The organism is Rhodococcus sp. IEGM 1318, assembly GCF_033142465.1.
Taxonomy (GTDB): domain Bacteria; phylum Actinomycetota; class Actinomycetes; order Mycobacteriales; family Mycobacteriaceae; genus Rhodococcus_F; species Rhodococcus_F qingshengii_B.
Window position 1 is genome coordinate 369,798 of the sequence record NZ_JAWLSC010000001.1, and the last position, 25,436, is coordinate 395,233.

The following is a 25,436-nucleotide window of genomic DNA, read 5'->3' on the forward strand; positions in this document are numbered from 1 at the left end:
GAAGCCGTCGCCGTGGATGCGACGCAGGCTGTCGGCGACATCAACATCCTCGAAGCGCCTGAGCGTATCGAATTGACCAGTCGCCGAGCGTCCTCGGGCATCGAGCCGAAGCCGTTGGCCGACATCCTGGCCGAGACCGCGTTGCAGTATCCCTCCAACGAAGCTCTCCGCTACCAGGATCGGTCGATGACCTACGCCGAGGTCGACGAGTGGTCCTCGCGCCTCGCCCGCGTCCTGATCGCTCGCGGTCTGGGCGCCGAAGACCTGGTCGCAGTATCGATTCCGCGTTCCATCGAATCGGTCCTGCTGGTGTGGGCGGTATCCAAGACAGGCGCCGCGGTTGTTCCCATCGATCCGCACTACCCGGCCGACCGAATCGCGCACATGGTCTCCGACTCGGGCGTCTCGGTCGGTCTGACTCTCGAAGCTGAACTCGCAGGGCTTACCGACACCGTCGAGTGGCTCGCGATCGACAGTGCTGCATGCGCGGAATTGATGGCAGCGCAAGATAGTTCACCGATTCGTGAAGATGAGCGTGTGCGCCCCGTCCTTCCGGCGCATCCGGCCTGGGTGATCTACACGTCGGGCACAACGGGCTTGCCCAAGGGTGTTGTTGCCACGGGAGCAGGCCTCGCGAGCTTCAGTGCAACGCAGGCAGAGCACTACCTGGTGACGCCGAACTCCCGCACTCTGCACTTCGCGTCGCCGAGTTTCGACGCGTCGATGCTCGAACTGTTCCTGGCTGTCGCGACAGGCGCTGCCATGGTGATCGTCCCGACGTCGATCTTCGGCGGCGACGAATTGACTGCGCTGTTCAAGTCCGAATGCGTCACACACGCCTTCATCACGCCCGCGGCGTTGGCTTCCATGGATCCGTCTGGCCTGAACGATCTCGAGGTGGTTGGTGTCGGCGGTGAGGCGTACTCGCCGGAGTTGATGGCCAAGTGGGCGGACCAGCCGAACCGTCGACGTACCTTCCTCAACGTCTACGGCCCCACCGAGACCACTATCGTCACCAACGTCAGTGTGCCGCTGATGCCGGGCGACCGGATGACCATCGGCGAAACCATCGGCGACATGGCCGCGTTTGTTCTCGACACACGCCTGCAGCCCGTTCCGGTTGGCGTTGCCGGTGAGCTGTACCTGTCGGGTCCCCAGGTCACCCGCGGATACCATCGCCGCCCGGGATTGAGCGCGGATCGCTTTGTTGCCAACCCGCACGGCCTGTCCGGTGAGCGCATGTACCGCACCGGTGATGTTGTGCGTTGGACTGACCAATATCAGGTTGAGTACGTGGGCCGCAACGACTTCCAGGTGAAGATCCGTGGCTTCCGTATCGAGCTCGGTGAGATCGACGCGGCGCTGACGGCACATTTGGACGTCGAGTTCGCCGCGACGATGGGCACCACGCTGACGTCCGGTGCTCCGGCGCTGGTGTCGTACGTGTTTGTCGGCAAGGAATCTGGTGTCAGCTCGGCGGATCTGAGTGAGTTCGTCTCACGCACTCTGCCGGCGCACATGGTGCCTGCGTCGATCATGGTTCTGACCGACATGCCGCTCACCCCGGCCGGCAAGCTGGACCGAAAGGCTCTGCCGGAGCCGGTATTCGAGGTCAAGGAGTTCCGCGCTCCCACGACGGAGATGGAACGCATCCTCAGCGAGGTCTTTGCCGACGTTCTCGGCCTCGATCAGATCGGTACCGACGATTCGTTCTTCGCTCAGGGCGGAGACTCGATCATGTCGATCCAGTTGGTGTCCCGGGCCAAGGCCCGCGGTGTTCTCTTCACGCCCAAGGACGTGTTCGAGAACAAGACGGTGGCAGAGTTGGCCGAGGTCGCCGTCTTCGGCTCCGACGCCGATGCGATCACTGTTCTCGCCGAGATCGAAGGCGGCGGCATCGGTTGGATGCCGCTCACACCGATCAAGCGATTCATGTTCGAACGGCCCGGCAGCTTCCAGCGTTTCAACCAGTTGTTGACGCTGGAGTTGCCGCTCGGCATCGACCGGACCGGTGTTGTCGACACACTGGCTGCCGTCATCAATCACCACGACATGTTCCGTTCGCGTCTGGTCGATGATCAGCGTGGTCCGGGCATGGCTGTGTCCGCGCCCGGAACCGTCGACGTGGATTCTTTGGTGCGACGGGTGCTGGTGGACCCCGCGATTTCGGGCGCAGACCTGACGGCCATCGCGTCGGGCGCTCTCGACGACGCTCTCGGCCGGTTGGATCCGGCCGCCGGTGTCATGGCTCAGTTCGTGTGGATCGACTTCGGTGACACACGCACCGGCCGATTGATCGTGGCTGCGCATCACCTGATCGTCGACGGCGTCTCCTGGCGAATCATCGTGCCGGACTTGATTTCCGCGTGGGCTCAGCGCAGTGGCGGAAGTGCATCCGCGCTCGAACCGACGGGCACGTCCATGCGTACCTGGGCGCACTCGCTCGCTGCGGAATCACGATCCGACAAGCGACTGGCAGAACTGCCACGTTGGCGCAAGACGCTGTCGACTCCAGACCCGATTCTCGGTTCGCGGGCGTTCGATCCGTCCGTCGACGTTGCGGCAACAGTCGAGCGTGTGCGCGTGGAGGTGCCCACAAGCGTCACTGAAACCCTGCTGACAACTCTGCCCGAGGTGTTCCGCGGCGGAGCCAACGACGGTTTGCTGGCCGGACTTGCTCTGGCACTGGTGCGCTGGCGCCGTGAGCGGGGCATCGACACCGAAGCGGCACTGCTCCAGCTCGAGGGCCACGGCCGCGAAGAGGGTGTCGTCCCGGGTGCCGATCTTTCGCGCACCGTCGGCTGGTTCACGGCGGCCTTCCCCGTCGCCCTCGACCTTGCCGGTATCGACATCGACGACGCCTTCGACGCCGGAGTTGCTGCGGGAGCGGCGATCAAGGCAGTCAAGGAGCAGTTGCTCGCCGCCCCCGACAAGGGTGTCGGCTACGGACTGCTGCGGTACGTCAACGACGACACCCGCACTGAGCTGTCGAAGCTGAGCAGCGGGCAGGTCAGCTTCAACTACCTGGGCCGCATTGTGGCGGAGGATATTCCGGCTGCAGCGCAAGGCCTCGGATGGATTCCGGCACGCGACTTCTCCGATGTCGCTGCACCGGAAGACCCGGACATGCCGGCCAACAAGGTTGTCGACATCAATGCCATCGTCAACGACGGCCCTGACGGCGCGGTGCTCGAAGCATCGTTTGCCTTCCCGAACGGATTGCTGAGCGCCACCGAGGTGCAAGCCCTGGCCGACCTGTGGGTCGGAGCACTCACAGCGCTGGCGCAGCACGCACAGGCCGTCGGCGCAGGCGGACTCACGCCGTCGGACGTGCCGCTGGTAACGCTGACCCAGCAGGATCTCGACGGGTTCGAGCAGCGTTTCCCGGCGGTGCAGGACGTCTGGCCGCTGGCTCCGCTGCAGTCGGGTCTGCTGTTCCACGCTGTCATGGCCGAGTCGACCGTCGACCTGTACTCCGTGCAGATGGTTCTCTCGCTGTCCGGCCGCGTCGACGCAGATCGCCTCCATGCCGCAGCACAGGCCATCATCGATCGTCATCCGAACTTGCGCACCGCCTTTGTTGTCGACGGAACGGGTACGCCGGTCCAGGTAGTTCTCGGTGACATCGATGTGCCGTGGCGCGAACTGGATCTCACTACAATCGCCGACAGCGAAGACCGACGCGGCGAATTGGATCGGATTCTTGCCGAGGACCAGGCGACGCACTTCGACATGGCCAACCCGCCGTTGATCAAGTTCACGCTGATCAAGATCGCGGCGAGTGAATACCGCCTTGTTGTGGCAAACCACCACATCATCCTCGACGGCTGGTCGATGCCGCTGCTGCTCCAGACGCTCCTCGGCCACTACGCAATGCGTGGGAACATTCCCGCTCAGACGCGGGCACTGAGCTACCGGAACTACCTCGCATGGCTGGTTCAGCAGGATCGCAGTGTGTCCATGGATGCCTGGGCGAAAGCGCTGGGCGGCGTCGAAGAGCCGACGTTGTTGGCTCCCAACGTCGTTGGTCAGGAATTCAGCGCGCTGTCGCAGAAGTTGCAGATATCGCTCAGCGAATCGGTGACCGCAACACTGACCGGTTTGGCATCGAGGACCGGCGTGACCGCCAACACGATCGTCCAGGCTGCCTGGGCAATTCTGCTGGGACGCATGACCGGTCGTCAGGACATCGTCTTCGGTGCCACGGTCTCCGGCCGTCCGCCACAACTCGACAGCGTCGAGAAGATGGTGGGCCTGTTCATCAACACGCTGCCTGTTCGTGTCCAACTGGATCTGGCCGAGTCAGTCGAGGCATTGCTGTCACGGGTTCAGATCGAGCAGGCAGGCTTGCTCGATCACCATTACCTCGGGCTGACCGACGTACAGAGCGCCGCGGGGGTCGGCGGACTCTTCGACACCCTGGTGATCTTCGAGTCCTACCCGGTCGACCGTGACGGTCTTGCAGCGCAAGCAGAGTTCTTGGACGGCATGGTGATCGACGATGTCGCTTCCGACGACTCCACGAACTACCCGCTCACACTGCTGATCGGTCTCGACGACCAACTGCACCTGACTCTTCGCTACCTACCCGACTTCTTCGACGAGTCGTACGCGCAGGCGCTACTGGGGCGCCTCGAGACTCTGCTGACCGAAATCGGTGAAACTCCCTCTACAGCGGTCGGTGACGTCGAGGTCATGACTGTGTCTGAGCGTGCTTTGGTGCTCGAGTCGTGGAATGACACGTCTCGTCCGGTTGTGGGTGGGTTGTTGTTGGATGGTTTTGATTCGGTGGTGGGGGTTTGTTCGGGTTCGCGTGCGGTGGTGTGTGGGGATGTGGTGCTTTCGTATGGGGAGTTCGATGAGAGGGTTAATAGGTTTGCGCGTTATTTGATTGGTTTGGGTGTTGGGCCGGAGTCGTTGGTGGGGTTGGCTGTTCGGCGGTCGGTTGATTTGTTGGTTGGTTTGTATGCGATTGTGCGTGCGGGTGGGGCGTGGGTGCCGTTGGATCCTGATGCGCCGTCCTCGCGTAATGAGTATGTGTTGGATTCGGCTGATCCGGTGTGTGTGGTGTCGACGGAGCGTGATGGTTTCACGGTGTCGGGTCGTCGGGTTGTGTGTGTGGATGTTGTTGATGTGTCTGGTTTTTCGGGTGCGCGGGTTTCTGATGTGGATCGGTTGTCGCCGTTGCGGGCGTCGAATACGGCGTATGTGATTTTCACGTCGGGGTCGACGGGTCGGCCGAAGGGTGTGGCGGTTTCGCATGCGGCGATTGTGAATCAGTTGGAGTTCATGCAGGGCGAGTATCGCTTGACGTCGTCTGATGTGTATTTGCAGAAGACGGCGACGACGTTCGATGTGTCGTTGTGGGGTTTTTTCATGCCGTTGCGGGTGGGTGCGGTGTTGGTGTTGGCGTCGGTTGATGGTCATCGGGATCCGGGGTATTTGGCGTCGGTGATTGATGATCAGGGTGTGTCGGTGACGGATTTTGTTCCGACGATGTTGTCGACGTTTTCGTCGTTGGTGGATCCGGGGTTGTTGGGTTCGTTGCGTGATGTGTTGGTTATTGGTGAGGCGTTGCCGGTGGAGGCGGTGCGTGAGTTCGGGTTGGTGTCGTCGGCGCGGTTGCATAATTTGTATGGTCCGACTGAGGCGGCGGTGTCGTTTACGTTTGCGGATGTGACGGCTGCTGGGTCGGGGTCGGTGGTCTCGATTGGTGTGCCGGAGTGGAATTGCCGGGTGTTTGTGTTGGATTCGCGTCTTCGGCCGGTTGCGGTGGGTGTTGCGGGTGAGTTGTATTTGTCGGGTGTGCAGTTGGCTCGGGGGTATGTGGGTCGTCCGGATTTGAGTGCGGATCGGTTTGTGGCGTCGCCGTTCGGTTCGGGTGAGCGGATGTATCGGACGGGTGACCTTGTGAGGTGGTCGTCTGTGGGGGATCTGGAGTACATCGGTCGTACTGATTTTCAGGTGAAGTTTCGTGGTCAGCGGATTGAGTTGGGGGAGATCGAGGCGGCGTTGGTGTCGCATTCGTCGGTGTTGTCGGCTGCGGTGGTGGTGCGTGGGTCGGTGATGGGTGATCAGTTGGTGGGGTATGTGGTGCCGGCTGTGGGGTCGGTTGTGGATGTGTCGGTGTTGCGGGGGTTTGTGGGGGAGCGGGTTCCGGGTTATATGGTTCCGGCTGCTGTGGTGGTGTTGGATGCGTTTCCTCTTAATTCGTCGGGGAAGTTGGATCGGGCGTTGTTGCCGGAGCCGGTGTTCGAGGCTCGGGTGTTTCGGGCTCCGGTGTCGTCGGTGGAGTTGGTGGTGGCGTCGGCGTTTGTGGGTGTGTTGGGTGTTGATCGGGTGGGGTTGGATGATGATTTCTTCGAGTTGGGTGGCAACTCCCTCATCGCGACTCGCGTTGTCATGCGCATCGCCGAAGAACTCGAGACGGCTGTCCCCGTTCGCCTGTTGTTCGAAGCGTCCACCGTCCAGGAACTCGCTGCGCGTCTCGAATCGCACGTCGGTGAAGGAAGCCGCCTTGCGCTGACAGCTCAGGATCGACCGGAAGCGATTCCGCTTTCCCTTGCGCAGCAACGTATGTGGTTCCTCAACCGGTTCGACGGCTCCGCCGGTGCATACAACATGCCGTTTGCGCTGCGGCTGAGCGGCGAACTCGATCTGGATGCGATGCGTGCGGCCATCGGCGACGTAGTCGGCCGTCATGAAACCTTGCGCACCGTGTATCCGGAAACCGATTCGGGACCGGTCCAGGTCATCGAACCGGTGGGGCATACGCCGGTGGAACTGGGCGTCGAAAGTGTCACGGAAGCCGAGATTGTCGGCAAGCTGGTCGAGTTGGCGTCGACGAGGTTCGACGTGACGGCCGAGATCCCGCTGCGGATTCGGTTGTTCCAGGTTGCCGAGAACGAGTACGTCCTTGCCGTTGTGGTGCACCACATCGCCGCGGACGGCTCCTCGACTACTCCGTTCGCCCGCGACCTCGTCATGGCCTACGCGGCCAGGACACAGGGGACGGCGCCGGGTTGGGCTCCGCTGGATGTGCAGTACGCGGATTACAGCTTGTGGCAGCGTGAGGTACTGGGAAGCGAGGACGACCCGGAATCCGTGTCGTCCGAGCAGATCGCCTACTGGAGCCAGGCTTTGGCCGGGATGCCGGATCAGCTGAACCTGCCGACGGACCGTCTGCGTCCCGCCGCGCAGTCGTACCGTGGGGGTTACCTCCACTTCGAGATCGATGCAGCAGTGCATCAGGGCTTGGCATCACTTGCCCGTGAGCACGGAACAACCTTGTTCATGGTCACGCACGCGGCATTCGCGGTCCTGCTAGCTCGATTGTCCGGTACCGACGACATCGCCGTGGGCACTCCGATCGCGGGCCGCGGCGAGCGTGCGCTCGACGATCTGATCGGCATGTTCGTCAATACCCTGGTATTCCGGACACGCGTCGACGGTTCCGACAGCTTCACGGAACTGCTTGCCCGCGTGCGAGAGAACGACCTGCAGGCGTTTGCGCACGCCGACGTTCCGTTCGAGCGACTGGTCGAAGTACTCAATCCCGCACGTTCGACTGCTCGGCACCCGCTCTACCAGGTGGGCTTCCTCTTCCAGAACATGGAACAGGCAAGCCTGGAACTGCCTGGCCTCACGGTCAAGGGTCTCGAGATCGACAATGGCGTCGCTCAGTTCGATCTTCAGTTGATTGTCGGTGACAACTACGACGAGCGTGGTGTTGCCTCCGGTATCTCGGCTGTATTCAGCTACGCGCACGACCTTTTCGACGAGTCGACAGTCCAGTCCATTGCTGATCGGTTCAACACCGTTCTGGCAGCGGTGGTCGCCGATCCGTCGGTCGTGGTCGGCGACATCGACGTGCTCGATCCGCGTGAGTCGAATCAGGTGCTGCAGGAATGGAATGCGACGGAGCAGGTACTCGACGCCGAGGTGACCCTGGTCGATCTGTTCGACCAGCAGGTGGCCGCGCACAGTGATTCCGTTGCGGTGGTCCACGGACTCGAATCACTGACGTATGCGGAGTTCGACGATAAGGTCAACCGTCTTGCGCGTCATCTGATAGGGCTGGGTGTAGGCCCGGAATCGTTGGTGGCATTGGGAATGCGCCGCTCCATCGATCTCGTGATCGGCATGTACGCCGTTGTCAAGGCCGGCGGCGGTTATGTTCCGATCGATCCGGATCATCCGGCCGATCGCACCGGGTACGTCCTCGAGATGGCCGCGCCGGTGTGCGTGCTCAGCACCGAGAACGACGCACCGTCGCTCGCCGATATCGACAATGTTCTTCTCATCGACACTCTTGATCTCTCGGGCGTCTCCGGAGCGCCGGTGCGCGGCGACGAGCGGATTTCACCGCTTCGTTCGGCGAATGCCGCGTACGTGATCTTCACGTCGGGATCGACTGGCAAGCCGAAGGGTGTGGCGCTGTCCCACGCCGCGATCGTCAATCAGCTTCTGTGGAAGCGTGATCGCTACGGTCTCGACCAGACTGACGCAATGCTGCTCAAAACCGCAGCAACCTTCGACCTCTCCGTCTGGGAGTTCTGGTCGGCGTTGACCTCCGGTTCACGCCTGGTCATCGCCGACCCGGACGGACACAAGGACGCCGACTACATGCTGGCGCTCATGGCCCAGGAGAAGGTGACGACATTGCACGCGGTGCCGTCGATGCTCTCGATGCTGACCGCGGCGGCGGACGGTGCTCTTCCTCAGTCGCTCGAGCGAGTCCTTGCAATCGGTGAGGCATTGCCAGCGGCGACCGCGGCAGAGTTCCGCAAGATGTCGGGTGCAGCGCTGGTGAATCTGTACGGTCCGACCGAGGCCGCGGTGTCGGTTACCGCGCACGACGTGGACGAGAGCGATACCTCGTCGGTCGCGATCGGCGCTCCGGAATGGAACACACAGGTCTATGTGCTCGACGAGCGCCTGCACCCGGTCCCGATCGGAGTGACCGGAGAGCTGTATCTTGCCGGAACCCAGTTGGCTCGTGGATATCACGGCCGCGCCGACCTGACGTCGGAACGCTTTGTCGCCAACACCTTCGGAGAACCGGGCTCACGTCTGTACCGCACCGGCGACCTCGTTGTCTGGCGCAGTGGCGGTGAACTCGAGTACGTCGATCGTGCCGACTTCCAGGTGAAGATCCGCGGCTACCGCATCGAACTCGGTGAGATCGAAGCTGTTATCAGAGCTGTTCCGTCGGTGGAGGCCGCGGTTGTGGTCGCGAAAACCGATCCGCGTCTAGGTGATCGACTGGTCGGTTACCTTGTTCCGCAGGCCGGGGTCAGCATCGACGTCGACAGCGTGAAGGCGGAGATCGTCCGCGAGTTGCCGAGTTACATGGTGCCGTCGGCGTTGATGGTGCTGAGCGAATTGCCGCTCAACATCAACGGCAAGATCGATCGAAAGGCGCTGCCGGAACCCGAATTCGAGGCAACGGAGTTCCGTGCCCCGAGCAATCCGGTCGAAGAGATCGTGGCCTCGGTGTTTGCCGAAGTCCTGGGCGTGCCACGAGTCGGGTTGGACGACGACTTCTTCGATCTCGGCGGAAACTCGCTGATCGCCACACAGGTCGTGGCCAGGTTGGGTCAGGCACTTGACGCCCAGATTCCGGTGCGGATCATCTTCGAAGCGTCGACCGTCGGACTGCTGGCGTCACGGGTGCTCGAACATGCTGGTTCCGGCTCGCGGGCACAGTTGGTGGCACAGGAACGGCCGTCGCAGATACCGTTGTCGCTCGCTCAGCAGCGGATGTGGGTTCTCAACCAGATCGACCGAAGGTCTGCCGCGTACAACATCCCGGTCGCGATCCGGATGTCCGGCGATCTCGACGTCGCAGCATTGCAGTCGGCCGTCTCCGACCTTGTTGCTCGCCACGAGATCCTGCGGACGTTCTATCCCGATCTCGGGGACGGCCCGACGCAGTCGATTCAGTCGAAGTCGGCAGCCGTTGTCGACATGGCCGTGCTGTATGTCGGCGAAGACACGATTGGGGGCGAGGTCGCGAAGGTCGTCGGTCAGGGCTTCGACGTCACTGCCGGTGTTCCGCTGCGCGTTCGCCTGTTCCAGATCACGCCCACCGAGCATGTCCTGATCGTGGTGGTCCACCACATCAGCGGCGACGCATTCTCGATGGCACCGATGATCAGGGACACGATGGTCGCGTACACGGCGCGAGCCGGGGGAGCGGCACCCGAATGGGCTCCGCTCGAAGTCCAGTACGCGGATTACACGTTGTGGCAGCGCGACGTCCTGGGTTCCGAGGACGATCCGGACAGTGAACTGTCGACGCAGCTTGCCTACTGGACGCAGGAACTCGCCGGCGTTCCCGAACTTCTGGAACTGCCGACGGACCGTCCGCGTCCGCCGACTCAGTCGATGAAGGGTGCGGACTTCCTGTTCACTCTCGGCGCCGACTCCACGCGTCGAATCGCGGAGATTGCGCGTGAGCAGAACTCGACCGTGTTCATGGTCGTGCATGCCGCGTTCTCGGTGCTGCTGTCCAAGCTCAGCGGCTCGAACGACATCGCGATCGGTACACCGGTGGCGGGCCGTGGCGAGCGAGTTCTGGACGACCTGGTCGGTATGTTCGTCAACACGCTGGTGTTGCGCACGCAGGTGAAACCGGCAACCACGTTTGTCGATTTACTGCAGCAGGTGAAGGAGAAGGACCTCGCGGCGTTCGGAAATGCGGATGTGCCCTTCGAGCGTCTAGTCGAGCAGGTCGGCCGTGAGCGCTCACAGGCGTACTCACCGCTGTTCCAGGTGATGCTCACGTTCCAGAACATGGCACTTGGCACGTTTGCGCTGCCAGGGCTCGAACTGTCGGCGGTGGATGACGGATTCGACTCGGCGATGTTCGACCTGCAGCTCACCGGTATCGAGGAGTTCGACGAGGGCGGTACGCTGTCCGATATCCGGATGCGATTCACCTATGCAACCGATCTGTATGACGCCGCAACCATGGAACTGTTCGCGGCCAGGTTGCGGGCCGTGGTCGACGCCGTTGCCGCAGATCCGACGGTGGTTCTGCGGACCATCGACATCGTGACGGACTTCGAACGCGCGCTGATCGAGGCAGCCGAGCCGAAGACCGCCGCCGATCTTCCGGACCTCGCATCAGCGGCCGCCGCAGCAGACCCGACGGCGGTTGCCTTCACACACGGTGACACCGTAGTGACCTTCACACAGCTGGCCGAAAAACTGGCTGTGATGAAGCAGACGATGGGTGCGGCGCTCAGTGCCGACGCATTGGTCTCGGTCTCGCTGAACGGTCTGGTTCCGGGCATTCTTCCGGCACTGGGCGCCGACGGTATTACCTCGCTCGTCGAGTCTTTGATAACTGACGCGCAGGCCACGCTGGGGAAGGGTTCCGGTACGGACGGGTAATATGCAGTATTTGCCCCATGGGCGTTGATCTGTACGACCAGTCGTGCGTTGGATCTGCGCCGTGCTGTCGTCAGTTGGAGGAAGTGTTGATGTCCGTCGGTATGCCGGGACCACAGTCGCTGACGATCGAGGACCTGCCGAGATTGATCGCTGCAGTAGCCGAGGCGGAGCCCGACCGGACAGCGCTTGTTCATGCAGACGCCGAGGTCACCTACGAACGGTTGCACTCGGAACTGACCACACTCGACTCCGCGATGGGTGGTGCGCTCGGCCCGGACGCACTCGTACCGGTCGTGATCTCCACGCTGCTGCCGGAGTTGCTCGCCACACGAGAGGGTGGCCTCGAATCCGTCGTCGGTGCGCTCATCGCCGACGCGACTTCCGTCGTTGCTTTCGAGGCTCCGTCGGCCGTCGAGTCGACTCTCGTAAGTCTGTTCGAGGAGCAGGTCGCCCGTACCCCCGATGCCGTCGCCCTTCGCTTCGGCTCCACGGCGTCGACCTACGCGGAATTCGATCGCCGGGTCAATCAGCTCGCCCGCGAGCTCGTCACCCGTGGGGTCGGACCGGACACACTCGTCGGCCTGGGTATCCGCCGGTCCGTCGAACTGCTGGTTGCGATGTACGCGATCGTCAAGGCCGGTGGTGCGTACGTACCACTCGATCCCGACCATCCCGCTGAGCGTCTGGCGTATGTGATCGACGTCGCCGCGCCCGTCCTCGTGCTCACGACGTCAGCGGACGCGGTCGGCATTCCCGAAAACGTCGATGTACTGCGGATCGATGACATCGATGTCTCGGCGCACTCAGGCGCGCCGCTTGCCGACGGTGACCGGCTGTCACCGCTGCGCACCGACAATCTTGCGTACGTGATCTTCACGTCGGGTTCGACCGGCAGGCCCAAGGGCGTCGGTGTGTCACACGAGGCAATCGTCGCCAACCTCCGATGGAGGCAGAGCGAATATCCCTTCACTGACGAAGACGTCATCCTGCAGAAGACGCCGTTTACGTTCGACGTGTCGGTGTGGGAGTTCTTCTGGCCGTTGCAGGTCGGCGCTTGCCTCGTGATCGCGGAGCCGGACGGGCATCGTGATCCGGCCTACGTCGCAGCGACGATGATCGAGTACGGCGTCACCGTTGTACATTTTGTCCCCTCGATGCTCGCGGTCTTCGTCGCTGAACCGCGCGCTTCCGAGATTACCTCGCTACGTTACGTTTTCGCCTCGGGTGAAGTGCTTCCCGCCCAGACCGCCGCGCGGCTGCGCGACGTCAGCACAGCGGAACTGCACAATCTGTACGGACCGACCGAGGCAGCCGTCGACGTCACGTACTACGCAACCGGACCGCATGACGAGGTCTCCATTCCGATCGGCCGTGCTGTCGCCGAAACAGAGCTACTCGTCCTCGACGACGCACTGCGTCCAGTACCTCCCGGCGTCCCCGGCGAGCTTTACCTCGCGGGGGTCCAGCTGGCCAGAGGGTATGTCTCCCGCCCCGATCTGACGGCGGATCGGTTCGTCGCGCATTCCACCTCGGACGGCGAGCGCATGTACCGAACCGGCGACCTGGTCCGATGGCGCGGTGCCGGCGCCGACCGCCTGCTCGAGTACCTAGGCCGCACCGACTTCCAGGTGAAGCTGCGGGGACTGCGCATCGAACTCGGCGAAATCGAATCAGCGCTACTCGACAACGATGCAATCGCACAAGCGGCCGTTCTCGTCCACTCCGATGCGGCTTTGGGCGACAATCTGGTGGCATACGTGGTTCCCTCATCGGGAGTTGTGCTCGACACCGACGCTCTTGCACGTGAATTGGGTGGACGCCTGCCGGACTACATGGTGCCGTCGCTGTTTGTCGAACTCGAGGCGTTTCCGCTCAATGCCAGTGGCAAGCTGGACCGCAAGGCGCTGCCGGCGCCCGAGTTCACAGCGCAGGTTGTCGAATACCGGGCAGCGAGTACGCCGGTCGAGAAGACGTTGGTTGCGATCTTTGCCGATCTGCTCGGTCGGGACGACCTCGGCGTCGACGACGGATTCTTCGACCTCGGGGGCAATTCACTGCTCGCGACGCGAGTGGTGGCGCGCGCGAACGCCGAACTCGGCGTGGAACTCGACATGCGAGCTTTCTTCGATGCTCCGACGGTATCCGAATTGGCTTCTCTCGTAGGCGATTCTGCTGGCCGCGGTACGAAGGCTCCTCTCGTTGCACAGGAACGTCCCGACCGGATCCCGCTTTCGCTTGCGCAGCAGCGTATGTGGTTCCTCAACCGCTTCGACTCGACCTCGGCAGTCGATCACATCCCAGTCGTTCTCCGGCTGACCGGAATGCTCGATGCCGCTGCGCTCCGTTCGGCGATCGATGATCTCGTCGAGCGGCACGAGAGCCTGCGTACTGTGTACCCGGAGGTCGACGGCGTCGGCTACCAGCAGATCTTGACCGTCTCCGACGTGGAGCTCGATCTGTCGCCGGTCGCTGTGGCCGAATCCGAGATCACCGAGCGTGTCATCGCGGAGATCACCGGGGGATTCGACGTCACCTCGCAGGTGCCGTTGCGGGTCAAGCTCTTCCAGGTGGCCGCGTCGGAATACGTCCTTGTATTCGTCGTCCACCACATCAGTGGTGACGGCTTCTCGATGGGCCCCTTGGTGCGCGACGTCGTGACCGCTTACGCGAGTCGGGCGGCTGGCAGCGCACCCGAATTCACGCCGCTGGACGTGCAATATGCAGACTTCTCGATCTGGCAGCGAACAGTCCTCGGCAGCGAGCACGACGCGGAATCGGTGATATCGCGCCAGATCGATTACTGGACACAGCAGCTCGACGGGCTCCCCGAGCGGCTAGACCTGCCGATGGATCGACCCCGCCCGCCCGTCGCGAGTTATCGCGGAGCGTCGCACACGATGACTGTCGGTGCGGACGTACTCGCGCGCCTCGAGTCGATTGCGCAGGCGAACAAGGCCACGGTGTTCATGGTATTGCACAGCGCAATCGCCGTGCTGTTGGCGCGTTTGTCCGGAACCACTGACATCGCGATCGGCACCCCGGTGGCGGGTCGTGGCGATCGCGCACTCGACGACGTCATCGGCATGTTCGTCAACACCCTGGTGCTGCGTACCGAGATCAATCCGGCAAGTACATTCGACGAGCTGGTGAACCAGGCACGGATTGCAGACCTCGATGCATTCGGTAACGCTGACGTCCCGTTCGAGCGCCTGGTAGAGGTGCTCGACCCGGCACGCTCGCAGGCACACAATCCGCTGTTCCAGGTGATGCTCGCGTTCCAGAACCTCGGCCAGAAAACACTAAGTGGCGCAACGCTCGGCGGCCTCGAGGTAAGCGGTTTCGAGCTCGAGTCCACAGTCGCCAAGTTCGACCTCCAGTTCACGGTGTGGGAAGACATCGAGGTCGGCGGGCTGTCAGTCGTCATCGATTATGCGCGTGACCTTTTCGATGCCTCGACCATCGAGACGTTCGGTTCCAGGCTGTCCGTATTGCTCGGTGCGGTCGCTGCCGATCCGGCCGTTCTCGTCGGCGAGATCGATCTGTTCGGCGCCGGCGAGGCAGCCCGCGTGCTCGACTGGTCGGTGGGGCAGCGTGTGTCGATCGGCGACAGATCGCCACTTGCACTCTTTGCCCGGCATGTCAGTCGCGACCGGTCGACGGTTGCCGTCGTGGCCGATGATCGGACCCTCACCTACGGGGAACTCGATGCGCGGTCGTCGGTGCTCTCTCAGGACTTGCTCGCTGCGGGTGTGGGAGCGGACGACGTGGTTGCGCTGGTGCTGCCCAGGTCGTGGCAGTGGGTAGTGGCAATGCTCGCGGTGTGGAAGACCGGCGCCGGTTACACACCAATCGATCCCACGTTGCCGACCGAGCGCGTGAATACACTGCTCGAAGACACCAGTGCCCGCGTGGTGATCGCGTCCGGCGGCGTCCAGACGGCGCTCCCAGTGCTGCGGGTTGAGAGCACGGATGGGGCGGAATCCGGCGATTCTGTTCCGGAATGGGTGGACCATTGGCGTGAGCGGGGCGCAGGTGAGCGCGTGGGATACGTCATCTCGACCTCTGGCTCGACGGGTCGGCCCAAGCCCACGGTAGTACCGATGGCGGGCATCGAGAATACGACGGCCTGGTACCGATCCGAACTTCCGGACGCCGCTGGTGTGGTCGTTGCGTCGTCACCGAGTTTCGATCTCACGCAGAAGAATGTGTGGGGACCGCTTACCAGCGGTGGCAGTGTTCACGTCGCCGCAGCGGGGTTCGACCCCGCCGAGATCCTTCGCGCCGTCTCCGACGACGACGTCCAGGTCGCGAACATGTCGCCGAGTGCATTTGATGCACTGGTCGATGCCGACGTGGACGGCGTCCTCGAATCGCTCGACGTCGTGTTCCTCGGTGGTGAGCCCATTCAGGTTGGTCGGCTCAAAGATCTGATGGCGGCCGGTGTGCGCGTCGTCAACAGTTACGGCCCCACCGAGGCCTCCGACGTAGTGTCCTTCCAGGAGGCGGCACCGGGAGACGTCAACGGAGTCCCCATCGGGATTCCAATTCCGAATATCGAACTCTACGTGCTGGATTCGCGCCTGCAGCTGGTCCCGGCCGGAGTGGTCGGTGAGCTTTACGTGGGAGGTGTGGGAGTCAGCCGCGGATACGGCGGACGCTTCGACCTTACTGCCGAGAGGTTCGTGGCGAATCCGTTCGGGTCGGCAGGCTCGCGGCTCTACCGTACCGGAGACCAGGTCCGATGGAACGGTTCGGGAGAGCTGGACTATCTGGGCCGCACCGACTTCCAGGTCAAAATTCGTGGACTCCGAATCGAACTCGGCGAGATCGAAGGGGCCCTGGTGGCACTCGATTCGGTATCGGCTGCTGTCGTGGTGGTACACAAGGACAGCCTGGTCGGAGATCGCCTGGTGGCTTATCTGGTACCAGCACACGGGGCCGACGTCGACATCGCGGCGATACGTTCGACCGTCGCGGCGCGTCTGCCTGAATACATGGTGCCGTCCGCGTTTGTGGCGATCGAGACGGTTCCATTGAACGCCAACGGAAAGGTCGATCGGCGTGCCCTGCCCGAGCCGACGTTCGCGACGCTGTCATACCGCGCTCCGACCACTGTGGTCGAAGAAACTGTGGCCCAGATCTTTTCGGATGTTCTGGGTGTAGCTCAGGTCGGTCTCGACGACGACTTCTTCGAACTTGGCGGCAACTCGTTGATTGCCACGCGAGTTGTCTCACGGCTCGGTCAGTCCTTGGACACCGTAGTGCCGGTACGACTGCTGTTCGACGTGTCGACGGTCGAGGCCCTGGCCGCACGACTGAGCACTCACACCGGCGACGCGGGGCGGATGCCTCTCGTCCCGCAGGAGCGTCCCGAGCGAGTTCCGCTGTCGTTGGCGCAGCAGCGAATGTGGTTCCTCAACCGGTTCGAGCCGGAATCCGGGGTCGACAACATTCCGGTCGCCGTGCGGTTGACCGGTCCGTTGAACACGGCGGCTCTGGCGGGGGCCGTGCGGGACCTGATCGACCGTCACGAAAGCCTACGCACGATCTATCCCGAGATCGACGGCGTCGGTTACCAGCAGGTTCTCGGTTCGGCGGCAGTCGATCTCGATCTGTCACCGGTTCGAGTTCCGGCTGAGGCTGTGGAACTCCGTGTGCGGGAGCTGATCCAGCCCGGATTCGACGTCACGGTCGAGATCCCGCTGCGTACCGCGCTCTTCCAACTTGCCGACGATGAGTACGTGCTTGTCTTCGTCGTCCATCACATCAGCGGAGACGGTTTCTCGATGGTGCCGTTGGTACGCGACGTGGTGACAGCGTATGCCGCGCGATCGCACGGGCGTGCGCCGTCCTGGTCGCCGCTGGCTGTCCAGTTCGTCGACTACACCCTGTGGCAGCGTGAGGTGCTCGGCAGCGAGGACGATCCGCACTCGATCATCTCGGGCCAGGTCAACTACTGGAAGAGCCGGCTCGCGGGAATCCCGGATCAGCTGGACCTGCCGACCGATCGGCCACGTCCAGCCGTAGCAACGAACGGTGGTGCAGAGTACCCATTTGCCATCGAGCAGGGTGTCGTCGCATCCCTCGACCGAATTGCGCGTGAGCATCAGGCTTCGCGATTCATGTTCGTGCACAGTGCATTCGCCGTGATGCTGGCGCGCCTGTCCGGCACCTCCGACATCGTGATCGGTACTCCGGTCGCGGGGCGTGGTGAGCAGGAACTCGACGATGTGATTGGAATGTTCGTCAACACACTCGTGTTGCGGACGAACGTCGATCTGTCGCTGTCGTTCACGGAATTGCTTCGCAGCACGCGTGAGTCGGACCTGCAAGCGTTCGCGCATGCCGACGTGCCGTTCGAGCGCCTCGTCGAAATCATCAACCCGGAACGATCGCAGTCACGCAATCCGCTGTTCCAGGTCATGCTCACGTTCCAGAACGTCGCCCAGGGCAGCGACGAATCGGCCGACATCGACGGCGTCACGGTATCGGCCCTCGACGTCGATGCGTCCGTGGCGAAATTCGATCTGCAATTGACGATCACCGAGCATGACGGTGAACTCCGTGGACTCTTCACTTACGCAACGGATCTGTTCGACCGTAAGACGGTGGCCTCCTTCGTCCAGTATCTGACCGCGACTCTCTCGGCGGTCGCGGCTGCCCCAGCTGGGCCGGTCGGGGACGTCGACGTCGTCGGCGACTCCGATCTGGGGCTGGTCGTCGAGCGCTGGAACAGCACCGGTCACGATGTTCGCGACGTGACGCTGGTCGATCTGTTCGATGAACAGGTCGTCCGCTCTCCCCACTCGATCGCGCTGACCTTCGATGGGAATCAGCTGACGTATCTCGAATTCGACCGGCGGGTCAATCAACTCGCCCGCAAACTCGTGTCGGAAGGCGTCGGCCCGGATACCCTGGTCGGCTTGGCCATTCGCCGAAGCTTCGATTTGCTCGTCGCGATGTACGCGGTAGTCAAGGCCGGCGGCGGCTATCTGCCCATCGACCCCGATCAGCCCGTCGAGCGCAACGAATACGTCGTGTCGACTGCAGCTCCGATCTGTGTGTTGACCACAGAGAGAGATGGATTCGACGCTGAGGGAGTGCTGGTAGTCAGGATCGATACCGTAGACCTGTCCGGTTGTTCCGACGCACCGGTCACCGACGCGGACCGCCTCGGCCCGCTGCGGGGGGAGAACACGGCGTACGTGATCTTCACCTCCGGGTCGACGGGCAAACCGAAGGGCGTTGCGGTGTCACACCGCGCGATCGTCAACCGGCTGATCTGGATGCAGGCCGAGTACAGCCTCCTCGGTGACGACGTGGTCCTCCAGAAGACTCCCTTTACCTTCGATGTCTCCGTGTGGGAGTTCTTCTGGCCGTTGCAAGTCGGAGCTCGACTGGCGATCGCTGCCGTCGACGGCCACCGAGATCCGGCCTATCTGGCCGCGCTGATCGCGTCCGAACGAGTGACCACCATTCACTTCGTGCCGTCGATGTTGGAAGTGTTCCTCGCGGATACGGTCGTCACGAGGTCTTCTACCCTTACCCGAGTCTTCGCCTCGGGTGAGGCGCTCGCCCCGCAGGTGGCCGCGCAGTTCCGGACGGCTCTTCCCGGAACTGCACTGCACAATCTGTACGGACCGACGGAGGCCGCGGTCGACGTCACCTTCCACGAGGTGACGGACGCCGACACCACCACCCTGCCGATCGGCGCGCCGGTCTGGAACACACGCGTTCTGGTACTCGACTCACGACTGCATCCGGTGCCCGTCGGGGTCGCGGGCGAACTCTACCTCGCGGGAGTGCAGTTGGCCCGGGGGTACGTGGCTCGGCCGGATCTCACCGCGGACCGGTTTGTCGCCGATCCATTCGGACCTGCCGGCTCACGCCTGTATCGGACCGGAGACCTCGTGCGATGGAATGCGTCGGGTGAGTTGGTATACATCGGACGTACCGACTTTCAGGTCAAGCTACGCGGACTACGCATCGAGTTGGGGGAGATCGAGTCGATCCTGCGTGATCATCCGTCGGTCGGTTCGGTGGTGGTTGCCGTCCGGAACGATCAACTGGTCGCGTACCTGACGGCGGCCGGTGAGTCTCTGATCGATTGGCTGGAACTGGAATCGATACTGGGGAAACATCTTCCGTCATACATGGTGCCCACGGCACATGTTGTTCTGGACGAACTGCCGCTCAACGCCTCGGGAAAACTCGACCGGAAGCAACTGCGCGATCCTGAGGTCGAGATCGCGGTCTTCCGGGAACCCGAATCTGTGGTCGAGGTCGAAGTTGCGCGTATTTTCGCCGACCTCCTCGGTATCGGGCAGGTCGGCTTGGACGACGACTTCTTTGCGCTGGGCGGTAATTCACTGATCGCGACGCAGATCGTCGCTCGACTCGGGCATGCACTCGACACCACTGTGCCGGTCCGCATCCTGTTCGATGCATCGACAGTGGAGTCGCTCGCGGCGCGAATCGACGTGCTCGTGGGGCGGGGCGGCCGTCCGCCGCTCGAACCACAGGAGCGCCCTGAGTTGGTTCCGCTGTCGATCGCGCAGCAGCGCATGTGGTTCCTGAACCGATTCGATTCGGCGTCCGGAGTGGACAACATTCCGATCGCGATCCGGTTGACGGGGGATCTCGACATCGAGGCCATGCAGGCAGCTCTTCGTGATCTGTTCGAGCGGCATGAGATTCTCAGGACCACATATCCGGAAGTCGACGGTATCGGATACCAGCGAGTCCTCGACACCGCGGATGCACTGCCTGATCTGTCGCCAGTACGTATCCACGAGTCCGTCGTCACCGACCGGGTGGCGGAATACGTACTCGCCGGATTCGATGTCACTGCAGACGTGCCGGTCCGGGCACGTCTGTTCGATCTTGCCGACTCGCAGTACGTTCTGGTGTTCGCCATCCATCACATCAGCGGTGACGGCTTTTCGATGGGGCCGCTGGTCCGGGACGTCGTCTCGGCGTACGCCGCGAGGTCGCAGGGAATCGCTCCGACGTGGAAGCCGCTGCCGATCCAATTCGCGGACTTCGCGCTGTGGCAGCGCCGGGTACTCGGTGTCGAGTCCGATCAGGGATCGTTGATCTCGAAACAGATGGAATACTGGAAGTCGCAACTGGACGGATTGCCCGTCGAACTGACCCTGCCGTCGGATCGGCCGCGTCCGCGAGTCGCTTCACACTCCGGTGCCGAGTACTGCTTCGATATCGAAGCGGACATGCACGAATCATTGAATCGTGTTGCGCGAGAGCATAATGTGTCACTCTTCATGGTTCTGCACAGTGCGCTGGCCGTCCTGCTGGCGAAGCTGTCCGGCACCGCCGACATCGTGATCGGTACACCAGCGGCCGGAAGAGGTGAACAGGCTCTCGATGATCTGATCGGCATGTTCGTCAACACTTTGGTCCTGCGGACCGAGGTCGATCCCGGCGAGTCGTTCGCTGCACTCCTGTCGAAGGTACGGGACACCGATTTGGCCGGTTTCGAGAACGCTGACGTTCCGTTCGAGCGACTGGTAGAAGCACTGGACCCCGAACGGTCGCAGGCGCGTAATCCGCTTTTCCAGGTGGGCTTTTCGTTCCAGAATCTCGGTCAGGGTGCGCACGGATCCGTGGAGATTCCGGGCCTGAGCATTTCCGGTGTCGACATTGCACCGACGCTGGCCAAGTTCGACCTGCAGTTCACGGTCTGGGAGACTCCGGCTCAGGCGGGCGGGCTCACCTTCGCCGTCACCTACGCCACCGATCTCTACGACGAATCGACGATTGCGGGCCTCGTGTCACGACTGAACGCCGTGCTGACATCCGTCGTCGGCAATTCGTCCAATGCAGTCGGCGACATCGACATTCTCGGTGAGGACGAACGCCGGGCGATACTCGAAGGGTGGGCCACGCCCGGGGCGGTCGTCGACGACTCGACCACTCTGGCCGGACTGTTCGATGCACAGGTGACCCGATCACCGAACGAGATTGCGGTGGTCTTCGGAGACGAGCGATTGACTTATCGGGACATCGATTCCCGCGCAAACTGTTTGGCCCGCACGCTGATCGATTCGGGAGTTGGATCCGAGGACCTGGTAGCGGTGCTCTTGCCGCGATCGGCCGATCTGGTCGTGGCGCTGCTCGCCGTCGTCAAGTCTGGTGCCGCGTATCTGCCGATCGATCCGAGCTATCCGGATGAGCGGATCGCGTACACCCTCGCCGACGCGTCTCCGGTGTGCGCGATCGTCGCTCCGGATTCGCTGCGGGAACTGCCCTGCCCTTCTGTCTCGCCCCGGGACGCCGCAGCCGACTCCCGCCCCGTGACCGACGCAGACCGCGTGCGGCCTTTGCGTTCGAGAGACCTGGCGTACGTCATCTACACATCAGGATCTACCGGCCGCCCCAAAGGTGTTGCGGTCACTCATCGGAACGTTGTGGAGTTGTTCGCCAACGCGCAGACGGAATTCGCATTCGATTCCTCTGATGTGTGGACTTTGTTCCACAGCTACGCATTCGACTTCTCGGTGTGGGAGTTGTGGGGTCCGCTCATTCACGGCGGTGTACTCGTGGTCGTCGACTTCGAGACGTCGCGTTCGCCAGACCAGTTCAGACAATTGCTGACCGCCGAGGGCGTCACGGTGCTCAATCAGACTCCGTCTGCTTTCTACCAGCTTGCGGAGGCGGACCGTGTTTCCAGAGGATCGGACGGTACCGCGTCGGATCTTGCGCTCCGGTACGTGATCTTCGGTGGCGAGGCACTCGATCTCGCACAGCTGACCCGGTGGTACGACCGTCATCCGGACGACTCGCCGCAACTGGTCAACATGTACGGAATCACCGAGACCACGGTGCACGTCTCTTATCTCCCGCTCGATCGTGCGAGCGCGGAGACCGCGACGGCGTCGTTGATAGGTCGACCACTCGACGGCCTTCGGGTGTACGTACTCGACGACCGTTTGCAGCCCGCTGCGATCGGCACGGCCGGCGAGATCTACGTCGCCGGCGGACAACTGGCGCGCGGGTATCTGGGGCAGAGTGGATTGACGTCCGGACGGTTCGTCGCGAATCCGTTTGCATCGCACGGCGAGTCGATGTACCGAAGCGGCGATGTGGCTCGCTGGAACCGCGCCGGCCAGCTCGAATACCTGGGGCGTTCCGATTCGCAGGTTCAGCTTCGAGGTTTCCGGATCGAACTCGGCGAGGTCGAGACGGCCCTGCTCCGAGTCGGTGGTGTCGCCCGTGCCGTGGCCGTCGTCCGCAAGGACGCAGATCTGGGCGATCGACTCATCGCGTACGTCGTGCCCGAGGCCGGTTCGGACCTCGACGCGAGCACGGTCAGCACAAGTGCCGCCGACTTCCTCACCGGCTACATGGTTCCCGACGCGACAGTGTTGTTGGACGCCTTGCCGCTCACGGTGAACGGGAAACTCGACTCCGCTCGGCTGCCTGCACCCGTCTTCGCTTCCGCCGTATATCGAGCGCCGGTGTCCGACACCGAGAAGGCCGTGGCGACGGTATTCGCCGAATTGCTGGAGGTTCCGCAGGTCGGACTCGACGACGAGTTCTTCGAACTCGGTGGTAACTCATTGATCGCGACCCGGGCGGCGGCACGACTGAGCCGATCCCTCGATGCCACAGTCCCCGTACGGATTCTGTTCGACACCCGGACAGTCGAAGAACTCGCGAGCGCGATCGAAGTCCACGTCGGAACCGGTTCGCGAAAGCAGCTCGTTGCCCAAGATCGTCCCGAGCGCATTCCGCTGTCACTGGCGCAGCAGCGTATGTGGGTGCTCAACCAGATGGACACCGACGCCTCGACGTACAACATCCCGATGGCGCTGCGTCTGGCCGGACAGTTGGACGTCGACGCGCTGAAATTCGCTCTGCGTGACGTGATCTCGCGCCACGAGTCACTGCGAACGCTTTACCCGTCCGACGGGCTGGGGCCGGTGCAGCGGATCGTCGGCGCCGACGACGTGCCCATGTTCGGGGAACCGACCGCGGTCCACGACGGACTGCAGATGTACACGAAGGTCGTCGAATCGACGACCGCCGGATTCGATGTGTCATCGGAGGTTCCGGTACGTACTGATCTTCTCCAGATCGGGGAAGATCAGTACGTGTTCGTACTCGTCGCGCATCACATCGCGGCCGACGGGCAGTCGATGGGGCCACTGGCCCGCGACGTGATGGTGGCCTACGAAGCGCGTACCCGGGGCAGCGCACCATCGTGGAGCCCACTCCAAGTGCAGTACGCAGACTTCTCGCTGTGGCAACGTGATGTACTGGGATCGGTAGATGACGCGGGAACGATCGCCGCGCGCCAACTCGACTTCTGGCGCACAGCGCTCGACGGTCTGCCGACCGATGTCGGCTTGCCGACAGACCGACCGCGTCCCGCGGTGCAGTCCGCCGCAGCGGGGGCAGTCCAGTTCACCGTCGACGCTGATGTCCACTCGCGACTGAGCGACATCGCCCGAGCCAAGAACGCCACGGTGTTCATGACAATCCACGCCGCACTGGCGATCCTGATCTCGAGGTTGGGTGGAGGCTCCGACTTCGCGATCGGTACCGCTGTCGGCGGCAGGGGCGAGCGCGCCCTCGACGATCTCGTCGGTATGTTCGTCAACACACTCGCGCTTCGCACCACGGTCGATGCCGGTGCACGCTTCGATGATCTCGTTTCGCATGTGCGCGACGTCGACCTGGCCGCGTTCGGCGAAGCCGATGTTCCTTACGAGGAAATCGTGGAGGCGCTGCCGCCTCGGGCGGGGGGCCTGTTCCAAATCGTCCTGTCGCTGGAACCGACCGCGCAGACCGAGTTTGCATTGGCAGACCTGACCATCGGCGCCGTCGACAGCGGAGTCCTGACCACCAAGTTCGACCTTCAGCTCACGTTGACCACCGCAGCGGACGGCCTCGGACTCTCCGGCCTGTGGCTGTATTCCGAGGACCTGTTCGACAAGACCACGGTCGAGTCGTTCGCACAGCGGTTCGTTCGTGTACTCGAGCAGGTCACCGAAGATCCGACTAGGCAGGTCGGCGATCTCGATTTGCTGACCGACACAGAGAAGTCCGAGGTCGCCGGCGGCGTTCGCGAAGCCAGCGCAGTCGCGAGCACGACGTTGCTGCCTCAGTTGCTCGCCTCCGTCGTGGAAAGCGACCCGGACGCGCCTGCGGTGGTAATAGACGGCGAGGAGACCGCTTACGCGGCACTCGACGCGAAGTCTTCGCGTCTGGCTCGCCTGCTTATCGAGGAAGGTGCAGGTCCCGGCACTGCGATCTCCATCGGTGGTGGTGTCGATGCCGTGATCGCCTACTGGTCTGTGGTGAAGACCGGCGCAGCCGTTACCGGGGCGCATCCGTCGGATCCGTCAAGCCTGACCCTGTCGAATGACTCCGACACCTCGACGTTGCTCTTGACGTCACCGGAGATCGAGTCCCGGCTGGTGACGATGTCGGAGCGTCCGATCAGCTACGTCGATCGCGCCCGGTCGACAATGGCGGACGATCCGGCGATCGTCGACGGTGACCGAGTGCTGACGTACGGCGACCTGTCGGACTCTCTGGCGGAGCTGCGTAAGCGGTATTCCGTCGACTTCGAGTCGAGGTTGGCATTCGCCGGCGCGGTCGGCTCGCCGGAGCACTCGGTTGCAGTCCTCCTGGCGGCGTCAGCCGGAGCGGCTGTCGTCATCCTCGGTGACGACGAGGCAATCGAAGACTCACTTGCTGACGACTGGGTGACGCATGTGGTGCTTCCGGACGAGGTCCGCTCGGCCGTCGACCGAACCGACTTACCCGATCTCGAGTACGTCCTCGCAACGGGCGAACTACTCGAGTGGTGAGATCGGGCTCCGTCGGCGACCGTGCCAGTGGCCGAATTCATAGGTGATCGTGCCGTTGCCCGGATCGGTGTTACCGGCTGTAACAATGGGCGGTAAGGGTTGGATGTGTTGGGGGAACCCCCTGATGCAATTGTGGGTTCCCCGGCGTCCAGTCTGGACAGACCGGTAGTGACAGTTCAGAAGTATGACGCGAAGGTG

General features: G+C 62.8%; 2 protein-coding genes (1 of these 2 only partly in view). Both read left to right on the plus strand.

Annotated elements, in window-relative coordinates; all coding sequences use genetic code 11:
* Nucleotides 1–11,400 carry the 3' portion of a non-ribosomal peptide synthase/polyketide synthase gene (locus tag R4P65_RS01735; protein WP_317825231.1) on the plus strand. Its footprint begins 17,157 nt before the window's first position, so the window shows 11,400 of its 28,557 coding nt (coding positions 17,158–28,557); its start codon lies beyond the left edge, outside the window; the stop codon is at nt 11,398–11,400.
* An 89-nt stretch (nt 11,401–11,489) separates the two neighbouring features.
* Nucleotides 11,490–25,238 (plus strand): non-ribosomal peptide synthetase, encoded by a 13,749-nt coding sequence (locus R4P65_RS01740; protein ID WP_317825232.1) that lies wholly within the window; start codon nt 11,490–11,492, stop codon nt 25,236–25,238.
* The last annotated feature ends 198 nt before the right edge of the window (nt 25,239–25,436 follow it).